The sequence below is a fragment of the Bacillus sp. A260 genome, assembly GCF_009861435.1.
GTDB classification, from domain to species: Bacteria; Bacillota; Bacilli; order Bacillales; family Bacillaceae_G; genus Bacillus_A; species Bacillus_A cereus.
This window is the reverse complement of sequence record NZ_CP046398.1, coordinates 4,084,802-4,102,745: the sequence shown is the minus strand read 5'-3', so window position 1 is coordinate 4,102,745 and position 17,944 is coordinate 4,084,802. Positions and strand designations below refer to the sequence as shown.

The window sequence follows — 17,944 nt, the reverse complement described above, 5'->3', positions numbered from 1 at the left end:
AAAGATGGCAAAATGCCATCTTTTAATGTCCAGCCCCAGGCACAAGTAAGAATGTCGTGTAGTATGTAAATCCTATGAAGAAAACAGTTAAATATGCCCCAAATACGTATATATACATACGCTCTGTTAATTTTAAATAGCTTAAAAGTACGAAGAAACCTGTTTGTCCTAAAAATAGTAGTGCGGCCGGTTGCATATCCCCTACGTAAAACATAACCGAGAAAATTCCAGTCCAAAAGCCGAGAACGCGAAACATGCGCTCCATGCCATCTCCCTCCTTTTCTAAAAAAAGTAAACCTCACCTCATTATAGTTTATTTTTCTTACTATTGTAAATATTCGTTCATATAAAAAGAAGCCAATTATTATTGGCTTCTTTTTATATGAAAAATTAAATTGTTAGTTTATAATTACAAGATTTACATCCATCTAATAGACTATCATTTCGAGTTAATTCCATGTTAGGGAATAGGATTTCAAAAATCCCTTTCATCATATCTCCGTGCATGTTACAAATTTCAGTTGGATGATGAACAGCAACTTCTTTAAATGGACAATTGTGTACATCATAGAAAATTTTTGTTCCATCTGCACTTAATTCAAATGCAGGTGATAAGCCAGCTGTTGAGAAAGCTTCTTTTGCAATTTGAACTTTTTGTTCCACTGTTAAAGCATCTTCACTCACATTTAAACGTTGCATATGTTGTTGCATTAATTCAGCTCCGAATTGTTTTCCTGTTTCGTATAGCGCTTTCTCACCAGCAGCACCAAGACTAAGTAAAGAATTAAATGCGATTCTTGCTAACAATTGATAATCACGGAATGGAAATTGTAATTGGATAACATCTTCAGATAAGACATACAATCTGCTCGGTCGTCCGCCTTTTCCAGTTTTCTTCGTTTCCGATTTTAGCATATGAACATCTTCTAATTTAGATAAATGTAAACGCGCTACGTTTGGATGAATGTCAAACTCATCTGCAATTTCTTGTACCGTTACGTAACTATGTTTTTGCGAAATATATTTATAAATGTAATAACGAGTTGGGTCAGATAATACACCTGTAATTTTTAAAGCTTGTTCCATGAGGATCTCCACCTTTATCACTTTATCCAAGATAATAACATTATAATACAGATAAACATGAGTATAGGTAATTTCAGACAATAATTCGGAAATTGTTCATAATTTCACAAACATATTTTTCCTTTTTCCTCTATTGAAAATACAAAAGTCCAAATTTTTATTGCGCATGTTTTCATGCTATATACATAGTGAGGAGGGAAAAGTGATGAATGGGATTGAAATTTTTGCGAATGCAATTTTAAAAGAAGCGTGTAGGGTACAAGCGTCAGATTTACATATTGTGCCCCGGCAGAAGGATGTAGCGGTTCAACTACGTATAGGAAAAGATTTAATGACGAGACAGTGTATTGAAAAGGAATTTGGAGAAAAACTTGTCTCACATTTCAAATTTTTAGCATCTATGGACATAGGCGAGAAACGGAAGCCACAGAATGGTTTGTTGTATTTGCAAATTGATGGACAAGAAGTGTATTTACGCCTTTCAACACTTCCAACAGTATATCAAGAAAGTCTCGTTATTCGCCTTCATTTACAAGCATCTGTTCAGCCCTTATCACATCTTTCGTTATTTCCAAGTACGGCAGCAAAACTACTCTCGTTTTTACGCTATTCACAGGGGCTACTTGTGTTTACTGGACCGACTGGATCTGGGAAGACGACGACAATGTATGCATTATTAGAGGTAATTAGAAAAAAGAAAACACGTCGCATCATTACACTTGAAGATCCGGTTGAAAAAAGAAGTGACGATGTATTACAAATTCAAATAAATGAAAAAGCGGGTCTCACATATGAAACAGGATTAAAGGCTATTTTACGTCATGATCCAGATATTATTTTAGTCGGTGAAATCCGTGATGAAGAAACAGCAAAAATAGCTATAAGAGCAAGTTTGACAGGACATTTAGTAATGACAACACTGCATACGAATGATGCGAAAGGAGCAATCATTCGCTTCATGGATTATGGTATAACGAGGCAAGAGATTGAACAGTCTTTATTGGCTGTAGCTGCACAGCGACTTGTCGAATTGAAGTGTCCGTTTTGCAGAGGAAAGTGCTCAACTTTATGTAAATCAATGAGGCAAGTAAGGCAGGCTAGCATATATGAGCTACTATATGGATATGAGTTAAAACAAGCGCTTAAAGAAGCTGGTGGAGAATGTGTTACTTACAAACATGAGACTTTAGAATCGTCAATACGAAAAGGATATGCTTTAGGTTTTTTAGAAGAAGATGTTTATGTTTAAGAAAACATGGAGTTTAAGTGATCAAGTAGTATTATTGAAACGTTTAGGAGAATTATTAGAAAAAGGCTACTCTCTTTTACAAGCATTAGAATTTTTACAGTTTCAATTACCTGTAGAAAAGAAAGTACAATTGCAGCGCATGATTGAGGGGTTAAAAGATGGGAAAAGTCTACACGATTCTTTTCATCAGTTAAAGTTTCATCAGGACATGTTAAGTTATTTATTTTATGCCGAGCAACATGGTGATATTTCTTTTGCTTTGCAACAAGGAAGTGCACTTCTTTATAAGAAAGATAAGTATAGGAGAGACATGATGAAAATAATGCAGTATCCTATGTTTTTGATGTTTTTTCTACTAATCATGCTCTTTATTTTTAAACTCATTTTATTACCTCAGGTTGAAATGGTTTATAGTTCGTTCGGTTCTAATACACCACTACTTACAGAACAAATTTTAAGTGCAATAAAACTGCTACCTTACATTATTTTAACCGCTATTTTAACTGTTATTATTGGAGGTATTTTATACATGTTGTATTTTAGGAAACTTCCACATATTAGACAGGTAAAAATTATGCTTCGTATTCCCCTCATCAAAACATTTCTTATTTTAAAGCATTCACATTATTTTGCTACTCAGTTGAGTGGTTTATTAAATGGTGGACTATCAGTATGTGAAGCTTTAACAATAATGATGGAGCAAAGATATCATCCGTTCTTTAAATATGAAGCGAGCCGGATTGAAAGACAATTAATTGGAGGAGAACAGTTACAATCTATCATTGCTAAAAGTGGGTATTACGAGAAAGAACTTTCTTATGTTATTACGCATGGACAAGCAAACGGCAATTTAGGGATTGAATTAGGTGACTATAGCGATCTTATTATGGAAAAGATGGAACGGAAAATTAAACATATGTTAGTTATCATTCAGCCTATTTTATTTACATGTATTGGAGGAATCGTTGTCCTTATGTACTTAGCGATGATTATGCCGATGTTTCAAATGATGAATTCTATTTAGGGGGCATTTGTATGCAGAATGAGGAAGGGTTTACTCTGTTAGAGATGCTATTAGTAATGGTTGTCATAACTATATTATTACTATTAATTATTCCGAATGTAGTTACACAGCGCTCATCGGTCCAAGGAAAAGGTTGTGCAGCTTACGTGAAATCTATAGAAGCGCAAATACAAGTATATCAATTACAACATAATAAAATTCCATCGTTAAAAGAACTGACAGATGAAAAGTATATTACAACTGATAAGTGCCCGAATGGCGAATCTATTCATATTTCAGATGATGGCGCAGTATCAATTAGGGCATTGTGAAACAACAGGGGTTTACTTTTTTAGAAATGTTACTCGTTTTATTTGCTATTTCTGTATTAAGTATAGTTACGTATTTTAGTGTTCATTCCTTATACGAGCGACAAAAAGTTGAACAATTTTTGAGACAGTTTTCAAATGATATTTTGTATATGCAGCAATTAGCGATAAACCGTCAAAAGCACTATACATTACGTTGGCATAAAGATAGAAATATGTATGCTATAAAAGAGTCAGGTACAAAGTATTATATCGTCAAGCGAGAGTATGAAGAAGATATACAAATTGATTTGCATACGTTTCCAAATCCGATGACATATAATCCAAGTGGAAATATTAATAGAGGTGGTACGATTATAATTTCGTATCGAAATTATAAATATGAAATTGTATTTCAGCTTGGAAGAGGGAGATTTACGTATCGTGAAATGTCAAAAAGGATCCATAATGGCTGAAATGATTGTATCGTTAAGTGTTTTAATGATGGCTGTATCGTTACTACTACCGCAAACAGTATTAGTTATGCAAGAAAGAAAAAATATACAAATTCGTTATAAGGCAACTGGATTATTAAAAAAAGAAGCAGCTATATATATGTATGGAAATGAAGACAAGCGAATAATAGAAAAGAATATAAATGGAATTGTGTATTACACATATTGGGGAGGCAATGAAGTTTGTACTATGTGGAGAGATGTGAAAGACAGAATGATGGAACAATGCTTTTATGTAGGAGAAAAAATAAATTAGAATTTGGTTTTTCATTAATAGAAATGATTGTATGTCTGTTTCTATTATCAATATTTTTTTTGCTCTTTCCCCGCCTACATTTCATTGAAATGGAAAATAAACAGTCGAAAGGGTTAAATGATTGGGAGTGGGATGTGTATTTAGGGCAAATACCATAAGTTATTTGGCACCTCTTGGAAGTAATTGAATCAAATCCGAAACCCGTTGGTATATAAGTTTTTAACGGGTTTCTATTCAAATATCGAAGGAAGATGGTTTGTCTGAAAAAACTGAAATGCCCCGCTTTTGCCCCGCTTTTTTTAAAAAACAAATTCTCGCCCCACATAAGCTTCATATTTGCTCTGTTCATTTTCGATTATTTTGGGTGTGACATGTGAATAAATATTAGAAGTAATTTCTATACTTTTATGCCCCAATCTTTCCTGGATATATTTCATTTCTACTCCAGCTTCTAAAAGAAGAACAGCATGAGTATGTCTTAATCCATGAACAGGAATTTTAGGTACTTCAGCATTTTTTAAAATACGATCTAAAACGTTTTTTAATGTGGAATGTGGTATCGGTTTTCCTGTAGTTGTGAACACAAAATCAAAGGTTTTATCATACTTAGCGCCAAGTTTTAGTTTACATTCATTTTGATATGTTTTAAAAGTTTTAAGTACAGAGACAAGTCTATCCGAAATAGTAATTGAACGCACAGAATCATAAGTTTTCGTTTTGCCTATTAAGTCCTTACTGTTCTTTTGTCCTGTAGGAGTATAAGCGTGATAATTTATAGTTCTATCAATGTGAATCATTTTGTTATCTAAATCAATATTTGTATCCCACTCTAATGCTGTTGCTTCACCTTTACGCATACCAGATTCCACCAAGGTATAAATTAATGTATAGTACAGAATTTTATCTTTATGGGCCGCATTCAATAATTTTGATACTTGTTCTTTTGTTAAATAGTTTTCTTTTTTTGAATGCTGATTGAAACGATCCGCAGCAATTAGAATTCTGTTCGTGAAATCTTTGTAGACCATTTCTAAATCTATAGCACGTTTAATTGCATTTGACATTGTTGAGTTTATAATTTCCACTGTTCGTTTGGAATAACCTTTGTTTATAAGGTGATTAATAAATTTTTGGTATTCAATTTTATTCATATCCGCTAATTTTATGTTTTGAAAATACGGAATGATGTGCTGATTAATATTTCTTTTATTGAGAAGATAAGTGCTTTGCCCCACTTTTCCTTTTTTATAAGTTTCAAGCCACTCAATTAAATATTCACTTAATAGAGTTTTTTTACTGTCCGCAGCCATTCCGTGAAACAACTGGCGTTCTCGTTCGTTAGCATGAAAAGTAGCTTCTTTTTTTGATTCAAATCCACCTTTACTAATTTCTTTTTTCTTACCTGTAGTTTTATCGACATATCGGATTCGATATTCCCATTTTTTGCCCCGCTTTCTGAAAGTTGCCATATGAAATCCTCCTTTATAATCGTGACATAGCACTTGATATGGGATATGTCACTGTCGAACTTAATTAGAATGATAGCATACTAACCTAATTATTGTAAAAAATATGGTTTTTAATGATATAAAAAAAAGCCCTTAATAAAGGCTTTTTAAACTATCTCATTATTTATTTCACCATAGATTTCTTCTATCTTATTCTTAGCATCTAAAAATGATTGATCACAAATAATGCCTAAATCTTTTAATTGTATTAAAGAATGATATAGTCTTTCGTGATACTCTAAACCGTTTTCATCTTCTGTAAAGTCATCATCAAGTTCATCCTGTAAACATTTTACTTTTTGTTTTATCATTGAATAAAAATTATTTTCTAAAAGTGATTCCAACTCTTTTAAAGTAAAACCTATTACATAACGTTTATTCCCAGTTTTGTTTTCACTAGCTAAACAGAGTTTCCGACGTTTTCCTTCACCGTTTGCCCACATACTTTTTCTTCCTTTTGAAAAAGTATGCATAGAAGAAAAAATCCCTAACCTTGCAGTTGCCGTTTGAAGTAAGTCATATAAGTTAGTTACTTCTCTTGAAGTTATACTTTGATTATGATTTTTAGATTCGCCTACTATTCTACCACCTGAGTATTCCATTAAAAATTGAGGGGCTACTCCTTCAACCAATTCCATAAAATGATCCAATTGATTGTCTTTCCTTCTAATATTTGCTGAAACTTCAGCAATTTCGTCAAATCTACTATATACATATGTCATTAACTCTTCTAGGGAATCTCCCTTTTCTTTGTTATTGTTCCCTTTAAATGCAACTTTGACACGCTGGATCATCTTTTTATACATATCTATATCTTCTATAGGGATAGGTTTCCAATAAAGATCATCTGGTGCACGATTGGAGTACCTATCAAATGAAACAGAATCATTATTCATAAATATTCACCTACATTACTTTAGCGTATACTTTTTTTTTATAAAATCGAACTCTAATATCTTTCTGGTTTAAATTTAACGTGGAGTCACATTCGGGACATCTCTTTCCGCTCTGTACAATAAATTCTTTCATATCTTTTAGAGTATTAAAATCAAATGCATGTACCATGTCCGAATCTGAATTATTACATAGTATGATGTATTTTGTGCCTAGAAGCGGACATTCGAATGATAAATCAATTAATAAATCAGTGATTATATTAACGTTTATTCTGGTTTTACGGTAAAGGAAGTGTGGTGAAATTGTTTCATTCGTTCTCAGCATCGTAAGTTCTTTGTTCAATTTCTCCAGCATCTGAGAGGGGAGATTGAACTTTTTGTTTATATTCATCAAATACTCGTAATACATAATCAATAACCTCCTTCTTAGTGCCGGTAGTATTTGTTTTTTTAAATGAGTAAAAATCACTTGTTTTGGTTACCTTATATGGATGTCGTTTTACTATATTATTTTGATTTTTTTCAATATATGTAATTCCTAACGAAACAATATCACCATGATTCCACATAAGTTTTACAAATTCAGCAGCATCAGCATAATTAAGGGCCTGCCCACGTGAATTTGTTTTAAATTGAGTAATTCCCTTATCTGATTCTTGTAAAAAAACTTCAAATGGAAGATGTTTAGTGATTGCTCCATAACTGTTAATAAATTCATTTTCAAATATATTTTCTAATGAGCGTTCAAATCGCAAGATGTATTCGTCATCTTCAAATGATGGATCTACCTTCTTTATATTATCTAATAAATCTGGTATGAATTTTTTTCTTATTTCTCTCATTTTTTTATCAATTTGAGGGTTATTATGGTTAAAATATTCTTCTGTTATTTCGTACAGGGAATCCACAACCCATTCAGGATCATTTGAATTAAATGAGAAAATTTGACCTTTAAAAGCTTTTAATAAAATCCAGGTTAGGTCATCCCATTCTTTTTTTGTTTCTCCACCTATTGATATTAGGTTGGCTGTTGGATGCATTAATAATACAATATGTTTGTATGTATAATCTAGAATAAAGTAAGCAAAATAAATTTCTCTGTCAAGACGTGTTGTGGAGTTATCTTTATCTTTTATTTGTAATTGAGATGGTGCCGCAAAAGTAATTACCAGTTGTTTTGATTCGTTCAGAATTTGTAAATCAACCAATTCAATAGTATTTAAAGTTTCTTTATGAATATTGTATAAAGGTGTTAATTTTGTTTGTAATTTTTTATACAGTTTTTCCAATGAATTGTTTTTGAATACCTTTTGGTCTGTAGGCTCATAAACAAAGATAGAATTATTACCTTCTAAATTACAGGAACATAACCAACTCATGAAATCTGTAAGAGGGATAAGACCGGTGAGTAGGCTATTCCATATCTCTTGATGTACCAATGCCTTCGTCCTTTTATTAGCAATTCCATACTTTATTTTTATCTTTTCTAGATGAGCACCTGAGGTTTCCTTCAATAAATTCATTAAGTTATCCTGTTGTAAATCAGTTAATTCGTTAATATTATGTAATTCCAATGTAAAACACCAACCTTTATATTTTATTTCGATGTTTAAATATATATAAATGATATTGCTTTAATATTGAATTTAAGGCAACCTAATCTAATTGAATAATAGCATGATAACCTAATTAATGTAAAAATAAAAAGAGAGAGGGATAATCCCCTCTCTCCTTCAAATTGTAAAAGAAAGAAAATTTTACAATTTGAAATTGGAAATGATTTCTTTTATTATGAAATCAAATCAAAGTATTTCATTATTCTCACCAAGGAAACGTACATAATAATCTAGTTGCTTGCAGAAGTTTTTTCTTTGATTTTCAGATAACACCCCATATGTTTTCTGAACGCCAATCAAGGTATTATGTAACATTTCATCATCCGAATTATCAATGCGACCTGTAAGCACATCTAGTGTTACATTGAAATAGGAAGCGAGGCGAAATAATGTAGTGAGATCAGGCTCAGAAAAACCATTTTCGTAATTGTTTATTTGGCTTCTACTAAGGTTTAGTTCATGAGCTAAATCTTCTTGCCTTAACGAACGACTTTTTCTTAACGTTTTTAAAGTTTCACTAAATGTCTTCATAGTACAAGTATAATTATAGACATATTGATATACTATAAATGATAGATTTATTGTCATTTATGTTATATTGATAGGAAATCTATTTAAAACTCAAAATATAATAGAACAAAAGTTCGGTTTTGTGGTAAAATATGCATAAGAGGTCATCGTACGTTATATGCAGAATTGCATATTTTATTTTAAGATGCTTGAGGATTGTTGATATATAACGATTTTAAAAGTTTCTCAACATTTTTCAGAAAATCACATGACTGAATTTCCTAATTTTTGTGATATTATGAAAATAATAAAATAACAAAACGGACGTAAAAAAGACCCATGACTGTGAAAGTGGCGCTACCAACACCCTTACACCGTCCTCCCTAATCCAGCTAGGGAAAACTCTTGTCATAAGTCTCATACATAATTATAACACACAACTTAGATATAGTGACGCGTTTTCCTTAAATGTAAAAAGTAGGGTATAACGTGTCTTTTGTTCCGGTAAGGAGGAGCAAATTAAATGAAAGTGTTACTAAGAGAATTACAAGATGATCTGTATGCTAAAGGCATTACAAATAACGAGCTTGCAAAAAAATGGGGAGTCAGCTCTGGGATAGTTTCGGATGTATTCAACGGAAAAACACAGATGCGCTTCTATTATTTGTCAAAAACATTAATTAATTTATATGAAGACCGAGAAATTCGAAGAACTAAAGTAAAAAGATACATTAGTATGACTAAGCCTAGAAGTTTGCGGGAAGCGATGGAATATTTATCTTCAAGAGGTGAATTTTCTTTACTAAAGAATGTTGTGGAAAAAGAATTAGACTCGCCTAATAAAGTGAATAGAGAGTGGGCTGGAGTATATGCATTAATTTTAAAAAGATATACTGAAAAAATTAAGCCAAAAGAATTTTACGCGATGATTGAAAGGAAAAATCGTTGCGCTAAGACTTTAGAAATGCAAATACTTACTGAATTGCTTATGTGTCAAGCGCTATACCAAAATAAAAACTATCGCTCTTTATTCGATAGACTTTCAGATGTCGAAAAGGATATTGATGATATCAAAAATAAATTTATAAGAAATAGCTTTATGATTCGGTATAAAGAAGCTTGTGGTGTTATCTCATTACAACGTGGGTATGCAGAAAAGACTAGAAATGTTTGTAAAGATATATTAGATATATATGAAAATGATGTATCCTTTTTAATTCCGTATATAACAGCAATCGGAAAGTTCGGAGAGTCTTACTTCTTTGATGACTATGAAAAAGCAAAACTTTTTTTGGAAAAAGGGATATCCTTGCTAGATACTTTTTCTGAAGTTGGATTAGTAAAGAAAAAAGAGATGTTTCAATATACCTTGAACTTTTTAAAGATGTTTCATTGGAAGGATACAGATGGACTTGAAAAAATGTTAGGTGACGCAGGGATGGCATATTTAAGATGTAGACAAGGGAGAAATGAAGAGGCTGAACAATTGTTAAAACAGATCGAAAGAAAGAATGGTAAGTTAACATCGTTTGAAACTTTCTATTTAGGATTAGCTAGAAATGATAGAGAAATATTAAAAAAATCACTTGAGATGTTTGAAGAATCAGGTAATATTTTTTATTCTAAATTACCTAAAATGTACTTGGGTATCATTTGAAAAAATGGTATAATTATCTCATAAGTGAGGTGAATCTTAGTGAAAAAAATTCTAGCTATTATTCCAGCGCTAGTGGTTGCAGGTGCATTATTGTTTAATGGTGCTGATACTTCAAAAGAAGATCAAAAACAAGTAGCTGTAGCGAAGGAACCAATCGTTTTATATTCTGAAGAACCTGGGACAGGCTGGTAAGCAGCGGTCTTAAAATATATTTTTGAATGCGATCGTCTATATGACGGTCGCATTCGTGCTTTCTGGAGAAATTCGGTTTTTATCAAAATATGATATATCCGAAACATCGTGAAATAAATCACAAACTATTATGAGGAAATCGGAGGATGTAGGGGATGAAAATAGACAATGTAGAAAGTTTAGTTATATCAGAAGTAGAAGAATTCGAAGCAAAGTTATTAGAAATCACAAAAGCGGCACATGAAGGTGATGAATATTCGCTTGAAATCGTATTAAAAATGAAACAGGCGATCGGTAGCTTATAATGCTATCAATTGCCTGTCAGTTTCATTAAGTCTTTAAATAATTTCATAATCTCTTTTTGTTTTTCTGGGTCTTTTTCTCTAAATTGAGTTATTAATTCTTCAAATTCATCTTGAGCACTTGTAATTGGGTTCTTTTCATCAGACTCTCCAAGTACATAAGCTACAGATACATTTGCTAATCTAGCCACTTTAATCGCCATCTCTTTAGATGGTCCTTTTTCAGTATTAATGTTTTCCCACATAGATATAAGAGGTTTACTTACTCCTAACGCCTCAGAAAATTCTCTTTGACTCATTTTTAAAAGTTCAGTCCTGATTTCTTTTACCCTTCGACTAATCAATTCATGATTCATTATAAAATTCTCCCTTTCTACAAAATATAGAAACTCCGTTGTTGTGTATTACTGTAGTAGTAGCACAGTAACTTTCTATATAAAATGTAACAGAAAAGTTAACTCTAAGACAACCCCCTTGAAAAAAATTAAAAACAGGGTTTACTTTAAGTTAACCCTTGTGTATAATCAAATTAACGAATTGAACAAAGGTGATGAGATGATAAGACTTAATACAGAGAAGGTGAAAGCCTTAAGAGAACAACATGGTTATAGCCAACAGCTTGTAGCTGAGTACCTAGGATACACACATAAAGGTGCTTATTCTCTACTAGAATCTGGCGATAGACAACCTAGTGTATCTAAATTAGGGATGTTAGCTAAGTTATATGAAATAAAAGTGGATGATTTACTAATAGGTTAACTAACTGTTATCTTATTTTTTTAACTAAAGGTTAACTTAAATTTAACCTTTGAAAAGGAGATATGAAAAATGATTAGTGTTCAAGTCGATGAAAAAGAAGTAAGAAATCTTTATCTTGCAAAAGTTGAAGAAATAGTTAAAGAAATCGATGCGGAGTTAGTGTATTGGGACGCTAACGAGTTAAAAAAGAGAACTTGTATGGGATGGAATACCATTCAAAAAACATTCTTTTTTGACCCTAGATTTCCGAAACACAAAGTAGGGGGTAAATGGTATTTTCCAGCTCAACAAGTAAAAGAGTTCTTGTTGCAATGGATATCCGAACAATAAGGAGGTGATTTAGTGGAAGATACAACATCGTTAGTCATATTTGCAATGTTAATCGCATGTGGTTCATGGTTGCTTTACATCACTTATGAGCCAATAAAGCAATGGGCTTGGAGTGATGTGAAACAAAATAAAAAGGCCCACGGCAATGGGTCCTTTGAAAAAAATAAGATGTTATAAGTATACCACGGAAAGTAGGGAAATAGTACATGCATTCAATTGAATATCAAGTGCTATTACCTAAAAAGTTTTGGGACTTAGCGAAAAGCAAAGATGAATTGAAACAAATGATTGAACAGTATTTCAAAATCGGTTATCCGCAGTATGAAATTCAACGGATTATCAAAAGTGGACAAGCATATGTGGCAGTTTGTACGAGGAGGTAGTTGTAGTGTCAGAAGTTAAATGGATAAAGCTTTCAACTAGTATGTTTGAGGATGAAAAAATACGTCTAATCGAAAGTATGCCTGAAGCTGATACCTTACTAATTATATGGATTAGATTATTAGCACAAGCTGGTAAAACAAATGCAAGTGGATATATTTTTCTTAGTAAAAATATTCCTTACTCAGATGAAATGCTTGCAACGCTATTTAACAGGCCAATTGCAACAGTAAGATTGGCGCTTCAAACATTTCAACAATTTGGAATGATTGAGATAACAGATGATCAGTACATTTGTATTTCGAATTGGGAAAAGCATCAAAATGTTGACGGATTAGAAAAAATTCGTGAGCAAAATCGATTACGCAAACAAAAACAGAGGGAAAAGCTTAAATTAGAGATGTCACGTGACAGTCACGAGACAATCACGCAAAGTCACGCAACAGATATAGAAGAAGAAAAAGAATTAGATAAAGAAAAAGAATTAGAAATAATTAATACATCTTTTTCTAGCGAATCAGATACAAAGGTACCAATACCTTATCAAGAAATCTTAGAATACTTAAATGAAAAAGCTGAAAAGAACTTTAACCATAAAGCAGAAAGTCACAGAAAGCTAATTAGAGCTAGGTGGAATGAAGGTTATAAAGTTGAAAACTTTAAAACAGTCATTGATAACAAGGTATCACAATGGCTTGGTAAGTTTGATAGAGAAGGGAAACCTCTTAACCAATATTTGAGACCAAGTACATTATTCGCTCAAAAACATTTTGATAATTATTTGAATGAAACGGTTAGTAAACCTCAGTCTAATCAACAACAATACGGTAATCACATAGATATCCCAGGTTTCAAGGGGAATATGCCATTTTAACGAGGTGAACAGAAGTGCAAAAAATGCAGAAATCATTTGAAAAGATAGCAGCATTAGAATTTGCAGATGAATATTGCGAAAATCATACATTTAGCAAAGGCGGACAAGTAACTGTAAAGCCTGTAAGAATGATGATTGATAAAAATGATGGTTCGATTTATTGCCCAAGATGCAAAGTGGAACAGCAGGATTCAATCCTATTCCAGCAAGCGAACAATTACTACAAGAAGATCAATAGAGAACGGCAGAAGAATCTTCTTTTTAAACATAGTGTTATCGAAAATCAGTTAATTACAGAATCAAGGCTAGAATCATATGAAACGGACTGCCTAGAAACTAAAGCAAATAAGAAAAAAGCAATAGCAATATTGGAGCGTATCAAAAAAGGTGAAACCTTAAATGTTTATATTGCAGGGATTCAAGGTGTAGGAAAAAGTCATTTAGCTTATGCAATGTTATATGAACTGGTAAGACATTATTGGGCAATCTCTGATGGTGAAGCTCTTAATGATGAATACGCATTTAAGGAAATGAAAAGTTGTTTGTTTGTAGAGATTGAAAAATTAATTCGTTTAATACAAGACTCATTTCGGAATAAAGAGTCGAAGTACACGATGGATTACTGTATTAGCTTGATGGTTGAAGCTGATTTTCTAGTTATTGATGATTTAGGTGCTGAAAGTGGTTCTATGAATAGAAATGGAGAAGCAAGCGATTTTGTCCATAAAATACTTTATGGTGTTGCTAATGGAAGGCAAGGGGCAAACAAAACAACGATTACTACATCAAATTTATCAAGTAAGCAGCTATTTCAAAAGTATGATCCGAAATTAGCGAGTAGGTTGTTAAATGGAGTATCAAAAGATGAAACGATCGTGTTTAAAACAACAACAGATAAAAGAATTTTAAATTTAGATATTGGTTTCTAAGGAGGAATAAACATGTGTGTATTATGTCATGATACAGGAATTATTCGTAAAGAAACTTATCCAGGTGTAACTATAACGGAAGGCTGTAACTGTGAAGTAGCAAAGCAGCAACAAGAAGAAAACGATAAGCGTTGGCAAGCATGGTTAATCAAATTTGAATTAATGAAACAAGAGTTGAAACGGAATCAACAACAAAAAGTAAGTTAACAAGGGGGAGCAAGGAATGAAAAACACAGGTGTTTCAAGAAAAGTGGACGAGCTAGGGCGAGTGGTAATTCCAGTAGAGTTACGCAGAACTTTAGGGATTGCTGAAGGAACAGCATTAGGCTTTCATGTTGAAGGGGAAAACATTGTTTTAAGAAAACAGGATAAGTCATGCTTTGTTACGGGTAAAGTTTCTGAATCAAACATGGAATTGCTGGATGGAAGAATGTTTCTAAGTAAAGAAGGAGCAACTGAATTACTAGGCATTCTTGAAAAGAGTGGAATCGCACATGGCTAAACAACTTAATATTTTTGATGTAGAACCGGAAATTTGTCAGTTCGATGTAATGAAGGCCAATGTTAAGAAAGGAACTGGGCGCAATACATACGCTGATGTGCGCGTCCAAGTTCCAAAGAATGCAAAGTGTACGGATGAGTTACCACGCACAACTAAACAAGATGATCGTTATGACATCTTTGAACAATATGTAATGGCAATATGGAGATTTCAAAGGGCTGTAGATAAGTTTTTTAATTGGGATACGGCTGAAGAATTGTGTAAGGCAGCAAGGGATAAAAAAGAAATAATTCCGGTACGGGTTTACTTAGGAAGTGGATTTAAACCTGATGTTGTCGAGTACATGCAGTAGTAAAAGGGAGAGGGACATATGAAAAAAATAGAAATTGATGTTAGTAGTAACAAACTTTTAATAGTGAAGGACGGAAATGTCACAGCGGTAAATCCACCAATGAGCGGATTTGGTGAGCAAGTTGCGGTTTGGGTAAACGGTAAAGTTGATCGTGTGGATACTAAGTTTACTGAAAAGATAAAATAATCACTTTTAGAAAGTAGGTTCGCTTATGAGTGTAGCAAGAAATCATGAAGCGATGAAGGAATCACGTTTAAAAATATACATCGCTTTAGAAGAAGCTAACTTCATTTGGGATGAAAGAGATGTAGTACGTTTTCGTGAAATGTGGAGTCAAGGTATGAGTTTACCGAAGATGGCCAAAGCGTTAAGGAGACACCAAGCGGAAGTTGCGCTTCTTGTAATAGATCAAGCTGATAAGTATTTAATTGAAAATCGTCCGATAGGATTAGGGATTTGCTAAATAGGAAGGGGAAATCAAAATGAAAGCAATGAAAAACAGTGTTATGGAAGTAACTAAATTAATCAGTAAATCAAAGGAAAGCCAAGCCTTAATGAACAACAATCAAATTTGTGAATTAGATCAATATCAAGAAGCGGCATTACGCACATGGAATACAAATCAGGATTTTGGTGGACGTGTTTTAAATGCAGCATTAGGACTTTCAGGAGAATCTGGTGAGGTTGCTGATATTGTAAAAAAAGCTATTTTCCATGGTCATGGATTTGATCCGGCTCATTGTCCAGGAGAAGAAGAAGGGAATACGCATAAAATCGCTTTAGAGCTGGGAGACATCTTGTACTACATTTCGATCATGTCCCACGAAATGGGATATACCCTAGAAGATATTGCTCAAATGAATATATCTAAATTAGCTAAAAGATATCCAGACGGCTTTAGTCGAGAAGCAAGTCAAGCACGTGTCGATGTAAAGTAAGACAAAATTTGAATTTTGTACAAAAGTGAGGAGGGAATGCTTATGAAGGGGTTTACAGTTAAGGTTTACTTACACGATGGACTTGTTTTTGACGGTACAATGTATGCTAAGGATAGAACGGAATTAACGGATATTATCACTAATAAGAATACGATTCAATTTAATAATGCGATTGTAAAAACTAGTAAAATCCAAATGGTTGAAATTAAAAAAGAAAACTAAACAAAAGCGTTATTTTGTACAGAAATGGGATGAAAGAGATGTCCGAATATAAAAAGCCAAAATGTGATTGTGGAGAAGAATTGGTGTATTGGACACAGCCAGTACAGACTTTAGTATACAAGATTAATAAGAGTGGTCGGAAAGCAAAAAAACCTTGTAGAAACGGAATCTTGATTGAAGGGTGTGTAGACCGACTTGTATGTGATAAGTGTGAATCCGAATACGATATTGAATTTGATGAAAAAAGTCGAGTAATTAGAGGTGGGGTTTACTCCTACTAATTTAAACAAAATAGTTATTTTGGAGGGAAAAGAGAATGAGAGAAATTAAGTTTCGTGTCTGGGATAAAGTGCACAAACAATTTCAAGAAGGAGACATCATTAGAGACTATGTTATCGGTGAGTTTGTTGATGATCCTGAATTTGAAGTAACTCAATACACAGGATTAACAGATAGATATGGCGCGGAGATTTATGAGGGGGATATATTGAGAGGCCCTAAGTATTACGAAAGTGAAGAGAGTACATCACCTGTTTACGATCAGTGGAAAGTAACGTATAAAAATTGTTCTTTTTATTTAGGGTATAGCTCAATCGAAGAAGATCTTGACTGGATTGGGAATGAGTGTGAAGTGGTTGGAAACGTTTATGAGAATCCAGAGCTATTAGAAAACTAAACAAAATTCTTATTTTGGAGGGATAGAGAGATGGAGATGAATACAGTTACAAATCATGTATTAAGTCAAATCAATGCAGAATGGCAGCAACAAGGAAATGATGCTTATGCGTTTTTAACAAACGTTCTACTTTGTCCGTTTCTATATAAACAGCTTGAAGATGAGGGGATTTTAGAAAAGCAAACAGATCAAGATGAAGAGTGGTTTGTTTTTGATCCGAATAAGTTTAATAGCATTGAGGATGGTAATTACTTTGAAATCTTAATCTATAGAGAAGAGATAGATGAGTTAATAGCATATGAATTTGAGTGATTTATAACAAAATCTTTATTTGAGAGGGGAACGAAATCGTGAAATATGATAAACAAGAATGTCCGAAATGTAGCAAGCCAGTTAAAACTTTATATAGACCATCAATGAGTCATAAAGGCCCAAATCTTTGCTATTGGTGTAATAAGAAACGTGTTAAAGAAGAAAAAGCAATGAGCGCACAAAAATAATACAAAATCTCTATTTGAAAAACGAACAAAAAGCACTACTGGATCCAGTGAAAGTTCGTGATTTAATACAAAATCGTTATTTGAAAGGGGAATGAGTAATGGCTTTTAGAACAAAGGAGACTAAGTCATATACCACTACAGTGATTTGTGATGATTGTGGAAAAGAAAGAATTTTATGCTCAACATTTGAACCCCTAGGCTTTAACGGGAAAATGAATGGAGCGCTCTCGAAGGGTTATACGTTTAAACAAGAAGGTAAGGCCTTTAAAAACTACTGTGGTGATTGCCAAAGGAAACATAAATGATTTTGTAACCAAAACGCTATTTTATTAGAAAGTGAGGTGGTGATATGAGTCTTACATTTATAGACTTATTCGCCAGGC

Annotated in this window: 32 protein-coding genes and 1 pseudogene; 26 read left to right on the top strand and 7 right to left on the bottom strand. The window is 32.9% G+C overall.

Annotated features, from left to right (window positions below; all coding sequences use genetic code 11):
* Nucleotides 1-22: 22 nt before the first annotated feature.
* The gene (locus GD442_RS20815) at nt 23-265 is read right to left on the bottom strand and encodes a DUF2626 domain-containing protein (protein ID WP_000440716.1); all 243 of its coding nucleotides are present in this window, start codon (nt 263-265) and stop codon (nt 23-25) included.
* A gap of 125 nt (nt 266-390) precedes the next feature.
* The gene (locus tag GD442_RS20810) at nt 391-1,086 is read right to left on the bottom strand and encodes a helix-turn-helix transcriptional regulator (RefSeq protein ID WP_000434125.1); all 696 of its coding nucleotides are present in this window, start codon (nt 1,084-1,086) and stop codon (nt 391-393) included.
* A gap of 205 nt (nt 1,087-1,291) precedes the next feature.
* On the opposite strand from GD442_RS20810, the gene comGA reads away from it, so the two are divergent.
* The 6 genes and pseudogenes from comGA to GD442_RS20780 form a co-directional block, all read left to right on the top strand.
* Nucleotides 1,292-2,335 (top strand): competence type IV pilus ATPase ComGA, encoded by a 1,044-nt coding sequence (gene comGA / locus GD442_RS20805; protein ID WP_159365189.1) that lies wholly within the window; start codon nt 1,292-1,294, stop codon nt 2,333-2,335.
* The gene (gene comGB / locus GD442_RS20800) at nt 2,328-3,359 is read left to right on the top strand and encodes a competence type IV pilus assembly protein ComGB (protein WP_000475187.1); all 1,032 of its coding nucleotides are present in this window, start codon (nt 2,328-2,330) and stop codon (nt 3,357-3,359) included. Before comGA ends, comGB begins: the two co-directional genes overlap by 8 nt.
* Nucleotides 3,360-3,370: 11 nt before the next feature.
* Nucleotides 3,371-3,670, top strand: a complete 300-nt coding sequence (gene comGC / locus GD442_RS20795) for a competence type IV pilus major pilin ComGC (RefSeq protein ID WP_001178687.1) — start codon at nt 3,371-3,373, stop codon at nt 3,668-3,670.
* A complete protein-coding gene (gene comGD / locus GD442_RS20790; RefSeq protein WP_000813141.1) occupies nt 3,667-4,122 on the top strand; it encodes a competence type IV pilus minor pilin ComGD in 456 nt (151 codons plus the stop codon). Before comGC ends, comGD begins: the two co-directional genes overlap by 4 nt.
* On the top strand, nt 4,115-4,417 hold the full coding sequence (locus tag GD442_RS20785) for a hypothetical protein (protein WP_000829468.1): 303 nt from the start codon (nt 4,115-4,117) through the stop codon (nt 4,415-4,417). The genes comGD and GD442_RS20785 overlap by 8 nt, the downstream gene beginning before the upstream one ends.
* Nucleotides 4,387-4,569 (top strand): annotated as a pseudogene (locus GD442_RS20780) (prepilin-type N-terminal cleavage/methylation domain-containing protein); the annotation flags it as partial. The gene GD442_RS20785 and the pseudogene GD442_RS20780, both read left to right, overlap by 31 nt.
* Before the next feature lie 147 nt (nt 4,570-4,716).
* Here the strand turns inward: GD442_RS20780 and GD442_RS20775 are convergent.
* From GD442_RS20775 to GD442_RS20760, 4 genes are all read right to left on the bottom strand, one after another.
* Nucleotides 4,717-5,886 (bottom strand): site-specific integrase, encoded by a 1,170-nt coding sequence (locus GD442_RS20775; protein ID WP_153598528.1) that lies wholly within the window; start codon nt 5,884-5,886, stop codon nt 4,717-4,719.
* Nucleotides 5,887-6,032: 146 nt separating this feature from the next.
* The gene (locus tag GD442_RS20770; protein WP_159365188.1) at nt 6,033-6,821 is read right to left on the bottom strand and encodes a hypothetical protein; all 789 of its coding nucleotides are present in this window, start codon (nt 6,819-6,821) and stop codon (nt 6,033-6,035) included.
* A gap of 308 nt (nt 6,822-7,129) precedes the next feature.
* Nucleotides 7,130-8,395, bottom strand: a complete 1,266-nt coding sequence (locus GD442_RS20765; protein ID WP_159365187.1) for a hypothetical protein — start codon at nt 8,393-8,395, stop codon at nt 7,130-7,132.
* A 228-nt stretch (nt 8,396-8,623) separates the two neighbouring features.
* Complete coding sequence (locus GD442_RS20760; RefSeq protein ID WP_073543816.1) at nt 8,624-8,968, bottom strand: helix-turn-helix domain-containing protein; 345 nt, start codon at nt 8,966-8,968, stop codon at nt 8,624-8,626.
* 502 nt (nt 8,969-9,470) lie between these two features.
* On the opposite strand from GD442_RS20760, the gene GD442_RS20755 reads away from it, so the two are divergent.
* From GD442_RS20755 to GD442_RS27860, 3 genes are all read left to right on the top strand, one after another.
* Nucleotides 9,471-10,604 (top strand): AimR family lysis-lysogeny pheromone receptor, encoded by a 1,134-nt coding sequence (locus GD442_RS20755; RefSeq protein WP_159365186.1) that lies wholly within the window; start codon nt 9,471-9,473, stop codon nt 10,602-10,604.
* A 39-nt stretch (nt 10,605-10,643) separates the two neighbouring features.
* Nucleotides 10,644-10,796: a hypothetical protein gene (locus tag GD442_RS20750; RefSeq protein WP_159365185.1), complete on the top strand. Its 153-nt coding sequence runs from the start codon at nt 10,644-10,646 to the stop codon at nt 10,794-10,796.
* Between the two features lie 155 nt (nt 10,797-10,951).
* Nucleotides 10,952-11,101, top strand: a complete 150-nt coding sequence (locus tag GD442_RS27860) for a hypothetical protein (RefSeq protein ID WP_201450780.1) — start codon at nt 10,952-10,954, stop codon at nt 11,099-11,101.
* Between the two features lie 5 nt (nt 11,102-11,106).
* Here the strand turns inward: GD442_RS27860 and GD442_RS20745 are convergent, their stop codons facing one another.
* The gene (locus GD442_RS20745) at nt 11,107-11,454 is read right to left on the bottom strand and encodes a helix-turn-helix domain-containing protein (RefSeq protein ID WP_159365184.1); all 348 of its coding nucleotides are present in this window, start codon (nt 11,452-11,454) and stop codon (nt 11,107-11,109) included.
* Between the two features lie 199 nt (nt 11,455-11,653).
* Here GD442_RS20745 and GD442_RS20740 point away from each other — a divergent pair, with 199 nt between their 5' ends.
* The 17 genes from GD442_RS20740 (at nt 11,654) to GD442_RS20675 (ending at nt 17,866) form a co-directional block, all read left to right on the top strand.
* A complete protein-coding gene (locus GD442_RS20740) occupies nt 11,654-11,857 on the top strand; it encodes a helix-turn-helix domain-containing protein (protein ID WP_159365183.1) in 204 nt (67 codons plus the stop codon).
* 69 nt (nt 11,858-11,926) lie between these two features.
* Complete coding sequence (locus GD442_RS20735; RefSeq protein WP_016099711.1) at nt 11,927-12,187, top strand: hypothetical protein; 261 nt, start codon at nt 11,927-11,929, stop codon at nt 12,185-12,187.
* Nucleotides 12,188-12,199: 12 nt separating this feature from the next.
* Nucleotides 12,200-12,364, top strand: a complete 165-nt coding sequence (locus GD442_RS27855) for a hypothetical protein (protein WP_201450779.1) — start codon at nt 12,200-12,202, stop codon at nt 12,362-12,364.
* Nucleotides 12,365-12,393: 29 nt separating this feature from the next.
* Nucleotides 12,394-12,570, top strand: a complete 177-nt coding sequence (locus GD442_RS27850) for a hypothetical protein (RefSeq protein WP_000555610.1) — start codon at nt 12,394-12,396, stop codon at nt 12,568-12,570.
* Between the two features lie 5 nt (nt 12,571-12,575).
* A complete protein-coding gene (locus GD442_RS20730) occupies nt 12,576-13,442 on the top strand; it encodes a phage replisome organizer N-terminal domain-containing protein (protein WP_159365182.1) in 867 nt (288 codons plus the stop codon).
* Nucleotides 13,443-13,456: 14 nt separating this feature from the next.
* On the top strand, nt 13,457-14,371 hold the full coding sequence (locus GD442_RS20725) for a P-loop NTPase family protein (RefSeq protein WP_159365181.1): 915 nt from the start codon (nt 13,457-13,459) through the stop codon (nt 14,369-14,371).
* A 12-nt stretch (nt 14,372-14,383) separates the two neighbouring features.
* Nucleotides 14,384-14,578: a hypothetical protein gene (locus GD442_RS20720; protein ID WP_159365180.1), complete on the top strand. Its 195-nt coding sequence runs from the start codon at nt 14,384-14,386 to the stop codon at nt 14,576-14,578.
* A 16-nt stretch (nt 14,579-14,594) separates the two neighbouring features.
* Complete coding sequence (locus tag GD442_RS20715; protein ID WP_159365179.1) at nt 14,595-14,873, top strand: AbrB/MazE/SpoVT family DNA-binding domain-containing protein; 279 nt, start codon at nt 14,595-14,597, stop codon at nt 14,871-14,873.
* Nucleotides 14,866-15,225 (top strand): cell division protein SepF, encoded by a 360-nt coding sequence (locus GD442_RS20710; RefSeq protein ID WP_159365178.1) that lies wholly within the window; start codon nt 14,866-14,868, stop codon nt 15,223-15,225. Before GD442_RS20715 ends, GD442_RS20710 begins: the two co-directional genes overlap by 8 nt.
* Nucleotides 15,226-15,243: 18 nt before the next feature.
* Complete coding sequence (locus tag GD442_RS20705; protein WP_000717826.1) at nt 15,244-15,411, top strand: DUF3954 domain-containing protein; 168 nt, start codon at nt 15,244-15,246, stop codon at nt 15,409-15,411.
* A 25-nt stretch (nt 15,412-15,436) separates the two neighbouring features.
* The gene (locus GD442_RS20700; RefSeq protein WP_000109490.1) at nt 15,437-15,688 is read left to right on the top strand and encodes a hypothetical protein; all 252 of its coding nucleotides are present in this window, start codon (nt 15,437-15,439) and stop codon (nt 15,686-15,688) included.
* Nucleotides 15,689-15,707: 19 nt separating this feature from the next.
* On the top strand, nt 15,708-16,163 hold the full coding sequence (locus tag GD442_RS20695; protein ID WP_000646472.1) for a nucleoside triphosphate pyrophosphohydrolase family protein: 456 nt from the start codon (nt 15,708-15,710) through the stop codon (nt 16,161-16,163).
* A gap of 42 nt (nt 16,164-16,205) precedes the next feature.
* Entirely contained in the window at nt 16,206-16,385 is a 180-nt protein-coding gene (locus GD442_RS20690; RefSeq protein WP_159365177.1) for a hypothetical protein, read from the top strand.
* A 316-nt stretch (nt 16,386-16,701) separates the two neighbouring features.
* Nucleotides 16,702-17,061, top strand: coding sequence for a YopX family protein (locus GD442_RS20685; protein WP_086409326.1), 360 nt, complete (start codon nt 16,702-16,704; stop codon nt 17,059-17,061).
* Between the two features lie 30 nt (nt 17,062-17,091).
* Nucleotides 17,092-17,373: a hypothetical protein gene (locus tag GD442_RS20680; protein ID WP_159365176.1), complete on the top strand. Its 282-nt coding sequence runs from the start codon at nt 17,092-17,094 to the stop codon at nt 17,371-17,373.
* A gap of 38 nt (nt 17,374-17,411) precedes the next feature.
* Nucleotides 17,412-17,561: a hypothetical protein gene (locus GD442_RS27845; RefSeq protein ID WP_000872736.1), complete on the top strand. Its 150-nt coding sequence runs from the start codon at nt 17,412-17,414 to the stop codon at nt 17,559-17,561.
* 98 nt (nt 17,562-17,659) lie between these two features.
* A complete protein-coding gene (locus tag GD442_RS20675; RefSeq protein ID WP_159365175.1) occupies nt 17,660-17,866 on the top strand; it encodes a hypothetical protein in 207 nt (68 codons plus the stop codon).
* Nucleotides 17,867-17,944 lie beyond the last annotated feature (78 nt).